The following is a 14846-nucleotide window of genomic DNA, read 5'->3' on the forward strand; positions in this document are numbered from 1 at the left end:
GTCGGTGGCGATCAGGCACCAACGGCAGGATTTGTGCAGTGTTTCCCTAACACTTAAATGAGGGTTATATGAGGCATATTCGTGTTGCGCATATAGCGTCTTCATTCAGAGCATGCCACACGCGGCCAACGCCCCTGCGCAACGTAATGTCTTGATCTATTGATAGCGCGCAATCACACGTCACCGAGCGAGGATAAATCGTCGAATTCTAATGATGCGTCGCGTTTGGACGACGCAAAAACGAGACGTCGATGCGCAGTCACTAGGGTCAACGCAACGGAGCAGGTATCTTCTGCCGGAGCTTTCTTTATGCATATCCTGCAGTTAACGAAGACTTGTTCGCCACACGCCACCCGGAGCAGGGTCCTCTTACCGATCCTCGTGAGCACTCGCCATGTGTCGCCATTGCCAAGCCAGGTGTGTGCAATGCGTCACGAATACGCTCCAGAAGACCCGTATGAAAGGATTCAGCAATGAGCATCAAGCAACGCCTCGAAGTCCTGCCATGGGACACGCTGGCGCGTTACCGCCTGATCGAGATCATCGCCTTGTGGGAGGGGCGAGTCACTTCGCGTCATCTGGGCAACGCCTTCGGTATCGCCAGACAGCAAGCCTCGCGCGTCATGAAGACCTACCGCGAGACGGTCGCCGAGAACAATCTCGAGTATGACCCCGTCATCAAGGGCTACCGTCCGTCGGCGAATTTCTGCCCCATGTTGACGCGGGGTGAGGTCGATGAATACCTGCAATTGCTGGGCAATCACGACAATCTGAATCCGCATTTCACCGGGTTGGGGCTAGGCCAGGCAAACACCGAGGCCCTGCGCCTGCCGTCACGCAGCGCCAGTCCGCCGGTGGTCAGGGCCTTGATTGAAGCCGCCAGTCAGGGCGCGCGTCTCGAGGTGACCTATGCCTCTCTCAACTCTCCCCAGGGGGAGGAGCGCATCCTGTGTCCGCATACGCTGGTCTACGCCGCTGGCCGCTGGCATGTGCGCGCCTTCTGCGAGAAGAACCGGGCTTTTCGTGACTTCGTGCTGTCTCGATTCCGCGCGGTGCCGGAGCTGTTCGGTGAAGCCCTCGAGGGCAGCCAGCGCGAGTGCGATGAAGGCTGGGAGACGCGCGTCACCTTGAAGCTGGGCGCCGACCCGCGCCTGACGCCCGCCGAGCGCGGCCTGATAGAGCAGGACCACGGCATGGTGGATGGCGAGCTGCACCTGCCGACACGCGGCGCTCTGGTGCAATACGTCCTGCGCGAGCTGGGCATCAATCCGGACCACCTGGAAGAGTCTCCGCGCGCCCAGCAGCTGGTCGTGCTCAATCGCGACGAGATCACTGACTGGCTGTTCGTCAGCTCCAGCGCCTGACGCGGGAGTGAGCGGGTCTGCCCTCGCGCTGACCTCAGTTGCCTGAATGGGCTATCCATCGCCGAGCGAAGTTTATATGATGACTTCTGCACACAGTCCTTCGCCCTTCCCGGCGGAGGGCTGTTTTTTTGGTGTCCCGCAAGGCCTTGCTCGCAAGGGGCTGACACCACGACTGACAGGAGGTCTCATGGCCACACTTCCCTCGATCATCATCAATCGTCTGGACGCCGAACGCCTCGAGCGCCTGATTGATCGCGTTGCCGCCGCCGACCGTCAGGTGGCAGAACAGCTTGAGGATGAGCTGGAGCGCGGCGAGGTCGTCGAGCCTCACGAGGTGCCCGCCGATATCGTCAGCATGAACAGCCGCGTGGAGTTCACGGACCTGACTCGCCAGCAGACTCTGGTGCGTACGCTGGTCTATCCGCATACGCTGCCCGGCCAGCAGGATGGCCTGTCGGTGCTGGCGCCACTGGGAGCTGCCCTGCTCGGCCTCAAGGTCGGCAGCCTCATCGAGTGGCGGCTGCCGGATGGCAGCCTGCATGAGGTGCGTATCGAGGCGCTGCATTACCAGCCGGAAAGCGCAGGCGACCTGCACCGCTGACAGCGCCTAGCGCATCAGCAGGCGGCGGATAAGACCATGGATGGCGCGCGCAGTCGGCCCATCGGCATAGGGCGGATACATCAGCCGCGCGCCATTCATGCGCCCCTTGGCGAAGATTCCCTTGGCCTTGCTGAGCGTCTGGAAGCCTTCCTTGCCATGATAATGGCCCATCCCGGACGGCCCGATGCCGCCGAACGGCATGTCATCCTGCGCCACATGCAGCAGGGTGTCGTTCAGACACATTCCGCCCGCATGCGTGCCTTCGGTGACGCGCTGCTGTTCGTGCTTGTCGTGGCCGAAGTAATACAGCGCCAGCGGCCGGGGCCGAGCGTTCACATAGGCCATCGCGACGGACAGCGCATCCGCCGGTGCCTCCAGCAACGTGTCCTTCACACTCGTCTCGCCCTCCGCCTCATCCGTTGCCCCCGGGTCCGACAGGCCGACGATCGGCAGCAGCGGGCCGAAGATTTCCTCCTGCATCACGCGCATCTCATCCGTCACACCGAGCAACGCCAGCGGCGGCATCAGACGCTTCTCGACCAGCTGCGGGTCATTCCAGTCGGGACTGTCGACCAGAGGCCTGAGTGTCGCACCCTTCGCCAGGGCGTCCTCGAGCACCTCTCGCAAGCGCTGGTACTGACGCTGATTGATGATGCGCGAATAGTCCTGCGTCTCGCAGAAGCGCGGATAGAAGCGCTGGAAGGCCTCACCCAGCGCCGTGACCAGCAGCGGGACCTGGTCCTCACTGCACAGCACATAGTCCGGCGCGACGCAGGTCTGGCCGGCGTTCATGCCCTTGCCGAAGGCCAGCCGCCCGGCCGCTTCACGACGCTGCGCCTCATCCGCCATCAGTTCACGCGACATGATCACCGGCGACTTGCCGCCCAGCTCCAGCGTCACGGGGGTCAGGTTGTCCGCCGCGGCGCGCATCACATGCTTGCCGACCGCCGTGCTGCCGGTGAACAGCAGGTGGTCGAAGGGCAAGGCCGAGAAGGCCGCCGCCACATCGGCCTCACCGATCACCACGGCCACCTGCTCCTCATCGAAGGCATCGAGCAGCATCACGCGCAGCGCCTCGGCGGTCTCGGGGGTGAACTCGCTCATCTTGATCATCACCCGATTGCCGGCACTCAGGGCGCTGATCAAGGGGCCGATCGCCAGATAGAGGGGATAGTTCCAGGGCACGATGATGCCGACCACGCCCAGCGGCTGATAGACGACGCGCGCAGAGGCCGGCTGGAAGGCGGCGCTGACATGACGCTTCGAGGGCTTCATCCAGCCCTTCAGGTGACGGCGTGCATGACGAATGCCTTCGTAGCTCGGTACCAGTTCGGCCAGACGCGTTTCATGGGCGCTGCGGTGACCGAAATCGGCGCTGATCGCCGCGATCAGGGCCTCCTCGTGTGACTTGAGCGCATCACGCAGCGAGGTCAGCCAGGCCTGGCGCTCGTCGGCACTGGGCATCGGCGACAGGCCGTAGGCGGCGCGCTGGTCTTCCAGCAGCGCCTGCATGCGCGTGATTTCCCGAGTGGCAGTCTCGCTGCTCTCATTAGACGAGGTAGCAGATTCGGCCGAGGTAGCAGACTCAGGCGAGGCAGGATCAACAGGGGCGGCAGTCGTCATGAGAACATCCAGTGAGGGCCGGAGAAGCCAGCAGCGAAGGCAGACAGCCACGAGTATGGCGTACCAGGCGGTAGCGACCGGCGCGAGCAGAAGCGCCAGCGTAGCTCATCCCGTTTTAGAACACTCGTTTGATGACGTCAAAGAAAGTCGCCTGCGCCGCTGCGCGCCGCAATGCAAAAAGCCCCCGCACCGTGAGGTACGAGGGCTTTTCGGGTGTCGACCGGCAATGGTGCCGGTGACGGGAATTCGTTGGCGCGCCCAGCAGGATTTGAACCTGCGACCCCTGCCTTCGGAGGGCAGTACTCTATCCAGCTGAGCTATGGGCGCGCATGCCAAGGTTGCAGTGAACCGAGGCGCGCTTATGGTAACGTCTTGATTCTACGATGTCGAGATATCCCGCCAGCCACGCGGTTGCTGCGCCTCCGGCGAGCGCTATACTGGCTCGATACACAGCCCCAAAAGGTGCACGCCATGCAAGCTCGCCGGCCAGCTGCTTTTCCCCTCAAGCGCTCTTTCCTGTCACTCTCATTGAGCGCGATGCTGTTCAGCGTGCTTGTCAGCGCGTCCGCACAGGCCGCAGACAACTCCCGCGAGGCGATTGCCGAGCGACTCAAGCCGGTGGGCGAGCTATGCGTGAAGGGCGATGCCTGCGCCGGTGATAGCTCGGCAGCGAGCTCGCAGCCGACGGACAGCGGCGCTGGCGGGCAAGCCAGTGCCGCCAGCGCGATAGACGGCGAGAAGGTCTACGGTGGCATCTGCATGGCCTGTCACACCACTGGCGCCGCCGGTGCCCCGCGCCTGGGCGAGGCCGGCGACTGGGAAGGCCGCCTCTCCAAGGGCGACGAGACGCTCTACACCCACGCCATCGAAGGCTTCAATGCCATGCCGGCCAAGGGCGGCAACCCGGCGCTTTCCGATGAGGAAGTAAAGGCCGCGGTGGATTACCTGCTCGACTCCGTGCGCTGAGTCTCAGCGCGCAGTACCCGACAGTAAACATCAGCCCAGCAGCGAACGCAGGCCCGCGATGGCATCCCGCCCGCGGGCCACTTTCTTCTCCTGATCCTGCGGCTTGTCGGCCCGCCCTTCCCACTCGAGGTCTTCCGGCGGCAGCTCATCCAGGAAGCGGCTCGGCACGCAGTCCATCATCTCGCCGTAGGTCTTGCGCTGACGCGCCAGAGTCAGCACCAACGTACGGCGGGCACGAGTGATACCCACGTAGGCGAGGCGCCGCTCCTCCTCCACCGTGTCCATCTCGATGGAATTGCGGTGCGGCAGCAGATCCTCCTCCAGCCCCAGCACGTAGACATGCGGAAACTCCAGGCCCTTGGAGGCATGCAGCGTCAGCAGCTGCACGCGGTCGGAGTCATCCTCCTCGGCCTGCTGCTCGAGGATGTCGCGCAGCACCAGACGCGAGATGGCCGCCGCGACATCGCCGGTCTCGGTATCGCCGATCATCGCCTCGCTGCCCTCCAACTCCTCCACCTCTTCCTGCGGATTGCCGCTGATCGACTTCTCGAGCTGATCGACCAGGATCCAGACGTTGGCCATGCGCCGCTCGGCGATCTTGGGCGCACTGGCGTTCTGATACAGCCAGCCTTCGTAATCCACCTCGCGGAACAGCTCGCGGATCGCGCTGATCGACTGGCCGGCGTCCATCTCGCGGCGCACGCGGTCCAGCGTGTGGGTGAAGCGGCCGAGGCGGTCCAGCGCCCGCTCACTGAGCTGCTCGCGCAGGCCCATCTCGCTGCAGGCGGCATAGAGCGACACGCCACGCCCGGTGGCGTAGTTGGCCAGCTTCTCCAGCGTGCCCGGCCCGACTTCACGCCGCGGCACGTTGACGATGCGCAGGAAGGCGTTGTCGTCCGCCGGATTGATCAGCAGACGCAGGTAGGCCATCGCGTCCTTGATCTCGTTGCGCCCGAAGAAGGAGGTGCCGCCGGAAAGCTTGTAGGGAATCTGGTAGTGCTGCAGCTTGAGCTCCAGCAGACGCGCCTGGAAGTTGCCGCGATAGAGCACCGCGAAATCACGCCATTCGGCGCCTTCCTTGATGCGCCGCGTGAGGATCTCGCCCGCCACGCGCTCGGCCTCGGCCTCTTCGTTGCGATTCATGATGATGCGGATCGGGTCGCCATCGCCCATCTGCGACCACAGCGTCTTGTCGTAGACGTGGGGATTGTTGGCGATCAGGGTGTTCGCCGCGCGCAGGATGATGCCGGTGGAGCGATAGTTCTGCTCCAGCTTGATCAGGTTCAGGCGCGGGAAGTCCTCACCGAGGGTGACGAGGTTCTCGGGGCGTGCGCCACGCCAGGCGTAGATCGACTGGTCATCATCGCCCACCACCGTGAAGGTCTGGCGCTCCTGCATCAGCATCTTCACCAGCAGGTACTGGCTGATGTTGGTGTCCTGATACTCATCGACCAGCATGTAGTGGATGCGCCGCTGCCAGCGCGCCAGTACCTCGGGGTGATCACGGAACAGCACCACCGGCAGCAGGATCAGGTCATCGAAGTCGACCGCGTTGTAGGCCTTGAGGTGCCGGTTGTAGGCCTCGTAGATCACCGCGGCGTACTGGGCGTCTTCATCCTCGGCATGCGACAGCGCCGCCCCGGGCAGGATCAGGTCATTCTTCCAGGTGGAAATCTGACTCTGCACCGCATTGATCTGCTCGGCGTCGGAGTCGGCTTCCTTGTGCATCAGCTCCTTGATCAACACCTTGGCGTCATCGGTGTCGAACAGCGAGAAGCCCGGCTTGTAGCCCAGCGTCTTCAGCTCGCCGCGGATGATGGTCAGGCCGAGGGTGTGGAAGGTCGAGACGATCAGCCCGTGGCCCTCGCGACCCTTGAGCATCTTGCCGACACGCTCCTTCATCTCGCGCGCCGCCTTGTTGGTGAAGGTCACGGCGGCGATGTTGCGTGCCTTCATGCCGCATTCCTGCACCAGATAGGCGATCTTGGTCGTGATCACGCTGGTCTTGCCTGATCCGGCACCGGCCAGTACCAGACAGGGGCCATCGATGGCGCGCACGGCTTCCTGCTGGCGGGGGTTGAGCTTGGCGAGGCGATCACGGATCTCGGTCATCACGGTGTCCTGCTGGGCGAAGAAAGGGAGCGGAAATGCATCTCACGCGGGCGATGGTCGGTCAATCGAGGGCTGGCCGATCAATCGAGAATTGCGGCGCCGGCGAAATCGAGCTGACGCCAGCTTTCATAGACGACCACGGCGACGGCATTCGACAGGTTCATGCTGCGGCTGTCGGCCAGCATCGGCAGGCGCAACACCTGCTCGCGGGGCAGGCTGTCGAGCATCGCCTGTGGCAGGCCGCGGGTCTCGGGGCCGAACACCAGCGCATCACCGGCCTGGAAGCTGGCCTCATGCGGCGCGGTGCGCCCACGCGTCGAGAGCGCGAAGACCCGCGAAGGTGTCACGCTTGCCACGAAGTCATCGAGGCTGGCATGGCGCTGCACACGTGCCCACTCATGATAATCGAGACCGGCGCGGCGCAGGCGCTTGTCATCCAGCTCGAACCCCAACGGCTCGATCAGATGCAGGCGATAACCGGTATTGGCACACAGCCGGATGATGTTGCCGGTATTGGGCGGAATCTCGGGCTGATAGAGCACGATATCGAGCATGAGCAGACTCGCGGCAGAGGGCGAAAACAGGGGGCTGGCCGGCGATGCTCACCTGGCCATGACAACGCAAAGCGGGCCCCGAAGGGCCCGCCATCTTACCGCAATGCGTGACTCACGCGGAGCACGCGTTGCCGAGAACCCGCCTCAGAACTGCAGACGCATGCCGACCAGCGGGCCGGAATCCAGCGTGCGTTCGTCACGGTTCTCGAAGTCGGCCTTCACCTTGCGGTAGCCGACATAGCCTTCGACGTTGTCGATGACCTGATACCGTGCGCGCAGGCCGTATTCGTAGCTGTGCTCGAGGTCGTTGCTGGTCGCGACGTCCGGGGTCACGTAGCCGTAGCCACCCAGCGAGACGCGCGGTGCGCCCGGCAGGTAGTAGTAGCCGTAGCCGCCGAGGCCCAGACCGCCGCCGTCACCGTGGTCGGTGTCGTACTGGCTCCAGCGTGCGCCGAGGCCCACGTCGTATTCACTGGTGCGCTCGGTGCCCAGCAGCTGGACGTGACCGGCCGTGACGTCATCGTGGTCATCGCTGGACAGGATACCGCCGCCGAGCTGGACGCCATTGCCGATCTCGCCATTGATTTCGCCCTGAACGGCTTCAGTATTCAGGTTGAGGTCAGCGTTGCCGGCCATGGCCGGGGCGGACAGACTGGCAGCGAGGATGGCTGCCGAAAGGCCGAGAATGTTACGGTGAGCTGTCATGTATGCACCTCTGTACGTGACTGGGAAGGTAATGCTGCGCGGGTCATGAACGCTCTCAGGCGCCCTGGAGACCGTATTGCGCACGGTAGTCGCGAATCGCGACCGCATGCCCAGACAGTTCCTGCTGTGCGTATTGTTCCAGATATTCGAGCACCTGGTCGAGCGTCACGATACTGACCACGGGCATGGAGAAACGTGCCTCCACTTCCTGAATGGCGCTGTTCGCCTTCAGGCCTCCCTGACCATCGGGAGCGCGCTCCTGACGGTCCAGTGCGATCACGACACCCGCCGCCTTGGCACTCTCGGCGTGGATGATCTCCATCACTTCGCCGATGGCGGTGCCGGCGGTGATGACATCGTCGATGATCATCACGCGGCCTTCGAGGGGCGCGCCGACCAACGAGCCCCCTTCACCGTGGGTCTTGGCTTCCTTGCGATTGAAGGTGAACGGCATGTCACGATCATGATGATCAGCCAGCGCCACGGCCGTCACGGCACCCAGCGGGATACCCTTGTACGCCGGGCCGAACAGCACATCGGCCTCCAGGCCTGATTCGACGATGGCACGCGCATAGAAGCGTCCCAGACGCGCCAGGGCCTGTCCGGAGCGGAATAGACCAGCATTGAAGAAGTAGGGGCTCACCCGCCCGGACTTGAGCGTAAACTCGCCAAACCGCAGCACGTCCTGCTCGATGGCAAACTCAATGAACTCCCGCTGGTAGTCCTGCATCCGATATCACCTTTGAATTCGTTAGCCATTTACCAAATCGTCTAAAGCTCGGGTATCATACAGGCGCGACGAACCAGGGACCACGTATGAAAATCGCTACAGTTAACGTCAATGGTATTCGAGAAGCGGTCAGCCGCGGCTTCCTCGACTGGCTTGCCAGTCAGGACGCCGACGTCGTCTGCATCCAGAACCTCAAGGCCAAGAGCTTCGAGCTCGACGACAGCATCCTCTACCCGGAAGGGTACGAAGGCTACTTCCTGGACGCCGAAAAAGACGGCTTCTCAGGGGTTGGCCTCTATTGCCGCCAGATCCCCAAGGCCATCATGTATGGACTGGGCTTCGAGCAGTGCGATAACGAAGGCCGCTACCTGCAGGCCGATTACGACCGCTTCAGCATCTGCTCTTTCCTGATGCCTGACGGAAGTGATCCGGCTGCCAAGGGCGCCTTCATGGAGCAGTATCAGGAATACCTCAGCAAGCTGCGCCGCAAGCGTCGTGATTACATGATCTGCGGCACCTGGCATGTGGCCCACAAGACTGTCGACCTCGCCAACTGGTCCGACAATCAGATGACGCCGGGCTTCAAGCCGGAAGAACGCGCATGGATGGATCAGGTCTTCGGCCCGATCGGCTTCATCGACGCCTTCCGCGAAGTCAATCGCGATGCCGACCAGTACTCCTGGTGGCCAGCGCTGGACAGTGACCAGCCGCGCGCCCGTCAGGAAGGCTGGCGCCTCGACTATCAGGTCATCGACCCGAACCTGCGTCGTCACATCAAGGACGCCTGGATCGACACCGATGCCACCTTCAGCGAGTTCGCACCGGTCATCGTCGAGTACGACCTCGAGCTGTGATGCACGCTGTCACCCCTTGAGCGTTCGGCCTCGGGCCACCCTGCCAGTCGCATGATGTGCCTTCGGGCACTGACGAAAACGCCCCCATCGCGCAAGCGGTGGGGGCGTTTTCTGTCTGGCATCAAGCGCTCATGTCGCAGAACTCAGGCGTCGGCCGGCATGCCGAGTGCGGCGCGCTGCGCGGCGAACAGCTGCTCACCGGTACGCTCGGCGAGATCCAGCAGGGCATTGAGCTCAGCGCGATCGAAGGCCGCGCCTTCGGCCGTGCCCTGCACCTCGATCAGCCCCTTGCCTTCGGCCATCACGACATTCATGTCGGTATCGGCCTTGCTGTCTTCCGGATAGTCGAGATCGGTGACCGGCACGCCCTTGTAGATGCCGACCGACACGGCGCTGACCAGACTCACCAGCGGGTCGGTCTTGATCTTGCGCTCACGCTGCAGGCCCTGCAGCGCATCGACCAGTGCCACACAGCCACCGGTGATCGCCGCGGTACGCGTGCCGCCATCGGCCTGCAGCACATCGCAATCGATGGTGATGGTGTATTCGCCCAGCTTCTTGAGATCTACCGCAGCGCGCAGCGCACGGCCGATCAGACGCTGGATCTCCACCGTACGGCCACCCTGCTTGCCACGCGCCGCTTCACGATCATTACGGGTATGGGTCGCACGCGGCAGCATGCCGTACTCGGCGGTCAGCCAGCCCTTGCCGGAACCGCGCAGCCAGCGCGGCACGCCAGCCACGACAGAGGCGGTGCACAGCACGCGGGTCTCCCCGAACTCCACCAGCACCGAACCCTCGGCGTGACGAGTGAACTCACGGGTCAGGCGGATCTCGCGCGGCTGCTCCGGGGTACGGCCACTGGGACGGGTCACGTTGGCTTCGCTCATGGGGATTCCTTGTAGCAGTATTCGGGAGGCCAGAGTCTACACGCCGCAGCCACGGGCGACGACCTTCGCACCGCGCGGGCCGGACCTGCTCCTGATCACTGGGCGCTCAAGAGCGGCACGCGTACACTTCAGGCTATCAGCGCGGTCGCTCATGCACCGCCCCTCTTCTGACAGCCAACCGACAAGGAGCACGTCATGGTCCACAGCATGACCGCCTTCAGCCGCCAGACCCATGAAGCCGACTACGGCACCCTGACGCTGGAGCTGCGCTCGGTGAACCAGCGCTATCTCGAACCGCACTTCCGCCTGCCCGACAGCCTGCGCGAACTCGAAAGCGCCTTCCGCGAAGGCCTGCGCAAGCGCCTCAACCGCGGCAAGGTCGAACTCTCGCTGCGCTTTGACGCCGAAGCCGGTGCCGACAGCCTCGCCGTCGATGCCAGACGCCTGGGTGAACTCAGCCGCGTACTCGCCGAAGTCGGCCAGCACTGCCCGGACGCCCCGCAGCCCTCACGCCTCGCCCTGCTCGACTACCCCGGCGTGCTGGTGCGCGAAGGCGCCGATCAAGAACGCATCAAGGCCGATGCCCTCAGCCTGTTCAAGCGCGCGCTGGACGAGCACATCGAAGGCCGCGCCCGCGAAGGCGAACGCCTCGCCGAGCTGATCAGCGCACGCCTCGATGGCGTCGATACCCACGTCGCCGAAGTCCGCCGCCTGATGCCCGACATCCTCGCCCGTCAGCGCGAGAACCTGCTCGCTCGCCTCGAAGAAGTCCGCGCCACCCTCGACCCGCAACGCCTGGAAGCCGAACTGACCCTGATGGCCCAGAAAGCCGACGTCGACGAAGAACTCGACCGCCTCGACACCCACGTCGGCGAAGTCCGTCGTCAGCTCACCCAGAAAGGCCCCATCGGCCGCCGCCTCGACTTCCTGATGCAGGAACTCAACCGCGAAGCCAACACCCTCTCCTCCAAGTCCGTCGTCGCCGACACCACCCGCTGCGCCGTCGAGCTCAAGGTGCTGATCGAACAGATGCGCGAGCAGATTCAGAATATCGAGTGATATCCCGCCAAAGGAGTTAGCCGGATGAGCAGACCCGAACCATGGAGTGGTGAAGAAGTCACAGCGATTGTCGAAACGTACAAGAAGATGCTGGTTGCAGAACTTTGCGGCCAGCATTACGTGAAAAAGGACCACAATCGTGAGCTTGCCGAGAAATTAAATAATCGCTCAAAGGCTTCTATCGAATTTAAGCACCAAAATATCAGTGCCGTGCTGCGCGATGCCGACTGCCCCTATATCAACGGCTACAAGCCGAGGAGTAACTATCAGGGCATGCTGGTCGATGTTGTTGAACGCCACCTACTGCGTACTGAGCTATTCGATCAGGCAGCACGCAATGCAGCAGACCGGCCGGTCATTGATGCACCGGCCCCCAAAGATACTTCCATCATTGTCACGCCACCGGAATCTAAGACGCCTCAGACCAGCGTGCAGGAAGCCAAACAGCGTTACGCGACGCCCACGCCGGTTAAGCGCGACTACTTGGCGCGAGAAGCCCGCAACCATGCACTGGGGAGTGCTGGCGAGCGCTTTGTGGTGGCCTTTGAGAAGATGCGCCTTAGAAAAGAAGGCCACACATCGCTGGCCGAGAAGGTCGAGCATGTGGCGGAAACCCAGGGCGATGGCTTGGGCTATGACGTCCTGTCCTTTGATGCGGATGGACGCGAGCGTTGGATCGAGGTGAAGACAACGGCATTTGCCAAAGAGTGCGCTTTTTTCATCACGCCAAATGAACTCAAGTGCTCGCAAGCCAATCCTGAGCACTACCATCTTTTCCGCATCTTTAGCTTCTTAACCCAGCCCAACATGTACTGCTTGAGGGGCGACCTCTACCCGCAATTGACGCTCAACCCGCAGAGCTATCGCGCGCACCTGCTGTGAATGTCTGGCACCCGTCCCTCAGCAATTGAAACTCTGCCCGACAAGCGCCATCTTGTTTCCATCCCTCGGCTGAGGGCTTTTCCGCTCAAGGAGTCAGGCATGTCTATCGAACAAGTGCTGTACCGTGCAGAAGCCACTACCACTGGGGGTCGTGAGGGCAAGTCGCGTTCTTCCGATGGGGCGCTGGATGTCACCCTGAGCACGCCGAAGGAGCTGGGTGGTGGTGGCGGTGAAGGTACCAACCCGGAGCAGCTGTTCGCGGCGGGTTACTCTGCCTGCTTCATCGGTGCCATGAAGCACGTGGCCAGCACTGACGGCGTGACGCTGCCGGAAGGCCTGGAGATCACTGGCAAGGTGGGCATCGGCCAGATTCCGGCCGGTTTCGGTATCGAGGTGGCGCTGGATATCAGCCTGCCGGGCATGGACAAGGCCGAGGCGGATGCGCTGGTCGAGAAGGCGCATCAGGTGTGCCCGTACTCCAACGCGACGCGTGGCAACATCGATGTGACGCTGAACGTCAGCGTCTGATGGCTGACGACTGATCGCCAGACACGAAAACGCCGCCCCTCGGGGCGGCGTTTTTGATGGTGCGAGACGCGCATGGCTTTCGAACGGAGTCGATCAGACGCCCTGCTCGCGCGCCATGCGGCGGGCAATCAGCGGAGCGTTCCACAGGCTGGGCAGCAGAATCAGCGACACCGGCACGGCGGTGACGACAATGAAGGATTGCAGCGCGTTGATGCCGCCATCGCCCATCGAGATCAGCAGCGCCGCGACCACGCCCATCATCAGGCTCCAGAACACGCGCACGCCGCGCGGCGGATTGTCGTGGCCACTCATCACCATCGAGACCGCGTAGGTCATCGAGTCACCGGTAGTGGCGACGAACAGCGTGGTCAGCACCAGGAACAGCACCGAGATGGTGAAGCCGAACGGCAGTTGCTGGGTGATGGCGATCAGCGCTGCCGGCAGATTGAAGCCGGTGAACGGACCGGAGACGCTGCCCGGGTTGCTCAGCTCGAAGGCCAAGCCGCTGCCACCAATGATGGTGAACCACAGGCAGGTGACCAGCGGCGAGATGACCGCGATCAGCAGCACCATCTGACGCAGGGTGCGGCCACGCGAGATACGCGCCACGAACATCGCCATCAGCGGACCATAGCCGATGAACCAGCCCCAGAAGAACAGCGTCCAGCCATTCAGCCAGCCATCGTCACCCCGGAAGGAAGACATGGCGACGAAGTCACCGACGTAGCGCACCAGGCCCTGCGGGAAGGCTTCGAGCAGGAAGCCGGTCGGGCCCATGATCAGGATGAACAGCAGCAGCGCGCCGCCGAGCAGGACGTTGGTGCTGCTCAGGAACTGGATGCCACGGGTCACGCCGCTGACGGCCGACAGGGTATAGATGACGGTCAGTACGAGCAGCAGCGTGAGCTGGGTCGCGTAGGTATCGGGAATGCCGAACAGCGCATTGAGGCCATAGCTGACCTGCAGGCCGAGGAAGCCGATGGGGCCGACGGTACCGGCCACCACTGCCAGCACGCAGCAGGCATCGACCAGCGCACCGATGGGGCCACGCATGACGCGGTCGCCGAACAGCGGATAGAGCAGCGTGCGCGGCTTGAGCGGCAGGCCCTTCTCGTAGTGCAGGTACATGAAGATGATGCCGGTCAGGCTGCCGAGCATCGCCCAGGCCAGAAAGCCCCAGTGCATGAAGCTCTGCGCCAGCGCGTTGTAGGCGGCATCGGCATTGCCCGTCGGGGCGTCCGCGCCGAATACCGGCGGCGGCGAGGTGAAGTGAGCGATCGGCTCTGCCGCTGCCCAGAAGACACCACCACCCGCCAGCAACGTGCACAGGATGATGGCCATCCAGCGCAGCGTCGAGATATCTGGCGCCGCCAGCCCGCCCATGCGCACCCGTCCGGTACGGCCGATGGTCAGCACGATGGCGATGACGAAGGTCGCCAGCATCAGCGCTTGCCAGTAGGCACCGAAGTATTGGGTCGAGACACCGAAGGCACTCTGGATGAGCGCGGAGACAGCGTCGAGATCCACCAATGCGGCGATGGCAAACACTGCCAATACGCCACCACTGATGATGAAGACGGGCCAGTCGATACCTTGCGGGGTGTGGGCGGGTTCAGCGGGGGGATTTACCGGTGTGGCGGAGCCGGACGAAACAGTCCGGGAAGAATCCGTCATTAGTCAGCCTCTGGGCATGATCTGAGTGACGGTGCAGTGTATCAGCCGTAAAACGCTGAACTATGACACAAGCCGTTGTTTTTACACCCATGTAACGCGACGTATCACCAAGCCTACAGCCGTTTTACATCCGGGCATCGGTGATAACAACTCATGACCTCCCTCGGCTGCCATCTTGCGGCCATGCCAGGCTGATCCGTGCATGACGACATGCAAAGGCCGCCCGAGTGGGCGGCCTTTTTCACATCAGTGTCCCGTCCTGAATATAGTTGACACGTTCTGACCTATCTTTAGGGAGAGCGTG

At 63.0% G+C, this 14846-nt stretch carries 14 protein-coding genes and 1 tRNA gene; 7 read left to right on the forward strand and 8 right to left on the reverse strand.

Going from position 1 to position 14846, the window contains the following annotated elements; all coding sequences use genetic code 11:
- The first annotated feature begins 473 nt into the window (after positions 1-473).
- Both QD208_RS16980 and rnk read left to right on the forward strand, forming a co-directional pair.
- Positions 474-1364, forward strand: a complete 891-nt coding sequence (locus QD208_RS16980) for a WYL domain-containing protein (protein ID WP_043331776.1) — start codon at positions 474-476, stop codon at positions 1362-1364.
- Between the two features lie 187 nt (positions 1365-1551).
- The gene (gene rnk, locus QD208_RS16985) at positions 1552-1965 is read left to right on the forward strand and encodes a nucleoside diphosphate kinase regulator (RefSeq protein WP_215823617.1); all 414 of its coding nucleotides are present in this window, start codon (positions 1552-1554) and stop codon (positions 1963-1965) included.
- A 6-nt stretch (positions 1966-1971) separates the two neighbouring features.
- Here the strand turns inward: rnk and QD208_RS16990 are convergent, their stop codons facing one another.
- Both QD208_RS16990 and QD208_RS16995 read right to left on the reverse strand, forming a co-directional pair.
- Complete coding sequence (locus QD208_RS16990) at positions 1972-3588, reverse strand: coniferyl aldehyde dehydrogenase (RefSeq protein ID WP_279837582.1); 1617 nt, start codon at positions 3586-3588, stop codon at positions 1972-1974.
- 250 nt (positions 3589-3838) lie between these two features.
- Positions 3839-3915, reverse strand: a tRNA-Arg gene (locus QD208_RS16995).
- A 144-nt stretch (positions 3916-4059) separates the two neighbouring features.
- Between QD208_RS16995 and QD208_RS17000 the strand changes: the two genes are divergently transcribed.
- Positions 4060-4554 carry a c-type cytochrome gene (locus QD208_RS17000; RefSeq protein WP_279837584.1) on the forward strand — a complete coding sequence of 165 codons (495 nt, stop codon included), beginning with the start codon at positions 4060-4062 and terminating at the stop codon, positions 4552-4554.
- A gap of 30 nt (positions 4555-4584) precedes the next feature.
- Here QD208_RS17000 and rep read toward each other — a convergent pair whose 3' ends face one another.
- The 4 genes from rep to pyrE all read right to left on the reverse strand — a co-directional run bounded on the left by rep (position 4585) and on the right by pyrE (position 8655).
- Entirely contained in the window at positions 4585-6666 is a 2082-nt protein-coding gene (rep, locus tag QD208_RS17005; protein ID WP_279837585.1) for a DNA helicase Rep, read from the reverse strand.
- 80 nt (positions 6667-6746) lie between these two features.
- Positions 6747-7220: a tRNA (uridine(34)/cytosine(34)/5-carboxymethylaminomethyluridine(34)-2'-O)-methyltransferase TrmL gene (gene trmL, locus QD208_RS17010; protein ID WP_279837587.1), complete on the reverse strand. Its 474-nt coding sequence runs from the start codon at positions 7218-7220 to the stop codon at positions 6747-6749.
- 144 nt (positions 7221-7364) lie between these two features.
- On the reverse strand, positions 7365-7925 hold the full coding sequence (locus QD208_RS17015) for a YfaZ family outer membrane protein (protein WP_043331768.1): 561 nt from the start codon (positions 7923-7925) through the stop codon (positions 7365-7367).
- A gap of 55 nt (positions 7926-7980) precedes the next feature.
- Positions 7981-8655, reverse strand: a complete 675-nt coding sequence (gene pyrE, locus QD208_RS17020; RefSeq protein ID WP_107335804.1) for an orotate phosphoribosyltransferase — start codon at positions 8653-8655, stop codon at positions 7981-7983.
- A gap of 86 nt (positions 8656-8741) precedes the next feature.
- On the opposite strand from pyrE, the gene QD208_RS17025 reads away from it, so the two are divergent.
- Complete coding sequence (locus QD208_RS17025) at positions 8742-9509, forward strand: exodeoxyribonuclease III (protein WP_043331765.1); 768 nt, start codon at positions 8742-8744, stop codon at positions 9507-9509.
- Between the two features lie 143 nt (positions 9510-9652).
- Here the strand turns inward: QD208_RS17025 and rph are convergent, their stop codons facing one another.
- Positions 9653-10399, reverse strand: coding sequence for a ribonuclease PH (rph, locus tag QD208_RS17030; protein ID WP_043331764.1), 747 nt, complete (start codon positions 10397-10399; stop codon positions 9653-9655).
- Between the two features lie 195 nt (positions 10400-10594).
- Here rph and QD208_RS17035 point away from each other — a divergent pair, with 195 nt between their 5' ends.
- The 3 genes from QD208_RS17035 to QD208_RS17045 all read left to right on the forward strand — a co-directional run bounded on the left by QD208_RS17035 (position 10595) and on the right by QD208_RS17045 (position 12868).
- Positions 10595-11458 carry a YicC/YloC family endoribonuclease gene (locus tag QD208_RS17035; RefSeq protein WP_107335803.1) on the forward strand — a complete coding sequence of 288 codons (864 nt, stop codon included), beginning with the start codon at positions 10595-10597 and terminating at the stop codon, positions 11456-11458.
- A gap of 24 nt (positions 11459-11482) precedes the next feature.
- Positions 11483-12340 (forward strand): DUF3883 domain-containing protein, encoded by an 858-nt coding sequence (locus QD208_RS17040; RefSeq protein ID WP_279837591.1) that lies wholly within the window; start codon positions 11483-11485, stop codon positions 12338-12340.
- Between the two features lie 99 nt (positions 12341-12439).
- Positions 12440-12868: an organic hydroperoxide resistance protein gene (locus tag QD208_RS17045; protein ID WP_054556341.1), complete on the forward strand. Its 429-nt coding sequence runs from the start codon at positions 12440-12442 to the stop codon at positions 12866-12868.
- A 93-nt stretch (positions 12869-12961) separates the two neighbouring features.
- Here QD208_RS17045 and QD208_RS17050 read toward each other — a convergent pair whose 3' ends face one another.
- Positions 12962-14542 (reverse strand): BCCT family transporter, encoded by a 1581-nt coding sequence (locus QD208_RS17050; protein WP_153636711.1) that lies wholly within the window; start codon positions 14540-14542, stop codon positions 12962-12964.
- Positions 14543-14846: the final 304 nt, after the last annotated feature.

The sequence above is a fragment of the Cobetia sp. 29-18-1 genome (assembly GCF_029846405.1).
Classification (GTDB): domain Bacteria; phylum Pseudomonadota; class Gammaproteobacteria; order Pseudomonadales; family Halomonadaceae; genus Cobetia; species Cobetia amphilecti.

What these genes read in the sequence shown, in the direction of transcription:
- rep (WP_279837585.1), bottom strand. Translation starts at nt 6,666, where the DNA reads ATGACCGAGATCCGTGATCGCCTCGCCAAGCTCAACCCCCGCCAGCAG.
- QD208_RS17015 (WP_043331768.1), bottom strand. Translation starts at nt 7,925, where the DNA reads ATGACAGCTCACCGTAACATTCTCGGCCTTTCGGCAGCCATCCTCGCT.
- QD208_RS17050 (WP_153636711.1), bottom strand. Translation starts at nt 14,542, where the DNA reads ATGACGGATTCTTCCCGGACTGTTTCGTCCGGCTCCGCCACACCGGTA.
- trmL (WP_279837587.1), bottom strand. Translation starts at nt 7,220, where the DNA reads ATGCTCGATATCGTGCTCTATCAGCCCGAGATTCCGCCCAATACCGGC.
- QD208_RS16990 (WP_279837582.1), bottom strand. Translation starts at nt 3,588, where the DNA reads ATGACGACTGCCGCCCCTGTTGATCCTGCCTCGCCTGAGTCTGCTACC.
- QD208_RS17045 (WP_054556341.1), top strand. Translation starts at nt 12,440, where the DNA reads ATGTCTATCGAACAAGTGCTGTACCGTGCAGAAGCCACTACCACTGGG.
- QD208_RS17035 (WP_107335803.1), top strand. Translation starts at nt 10,595, where the DNA reads ATGGTCCACAGCATGACCGCCTTCAGCCGCCAGACCCATGAAGCCGAC.
- rph (WP_043331764.1), bottom strand. Translation starts at nt 10,399, where the DNA reads ATGAGCGAAGCCAACGTGACCCGTCCCAGTGGCCGTACCCCGGAGCAG.
- QD208_RS17040 (WP_279837591.1), top strand. Translation starts at nt 11,483, where the DNA reads ATGAGCAGACCCGAACCATGGAGTGGTGAAGAAGTCACAGCGATTGTC.
- QD208_RS17000 (WP_279837584.1), top strand. Translation starts at nt 4,060, where the DNA reads ATGCAAGCTCGCCGGCCAGCTGCTTTTCCCCTCAAGCGCTCTTTCCTG.
- QD208_RS16980 (WP_043331776.1), top strand. Translation starts at nt 474, where the DNA reads ATGAGCATCAAGCAACGCCTCGAAGTCCTGCCATGGGACACGCTGGCG.
- QD208_RS17025 (WP_043331765.1), top strand. Translation starts at nt 8,742, where the DNA reads ATGAAAATCGCTACAGTTAACGTCAATGGTATTCGAGAAGCGGTCAGC.
- rnk (WP_215823617.1), top strand. Translation starts at nt 1,552, where the DNA reads ATGGCCACACTTCCCTCGATCATCATCAATCGTCTGGACGCCGAACGC.
- pyrE (WP_107335804.1), bottom strand. Translation starts at nt 8,655, where the DNA reads ATGCAGGACTACCAGCGGGAGTTCATTGAGTTTGCCATCGAGCAGGAC.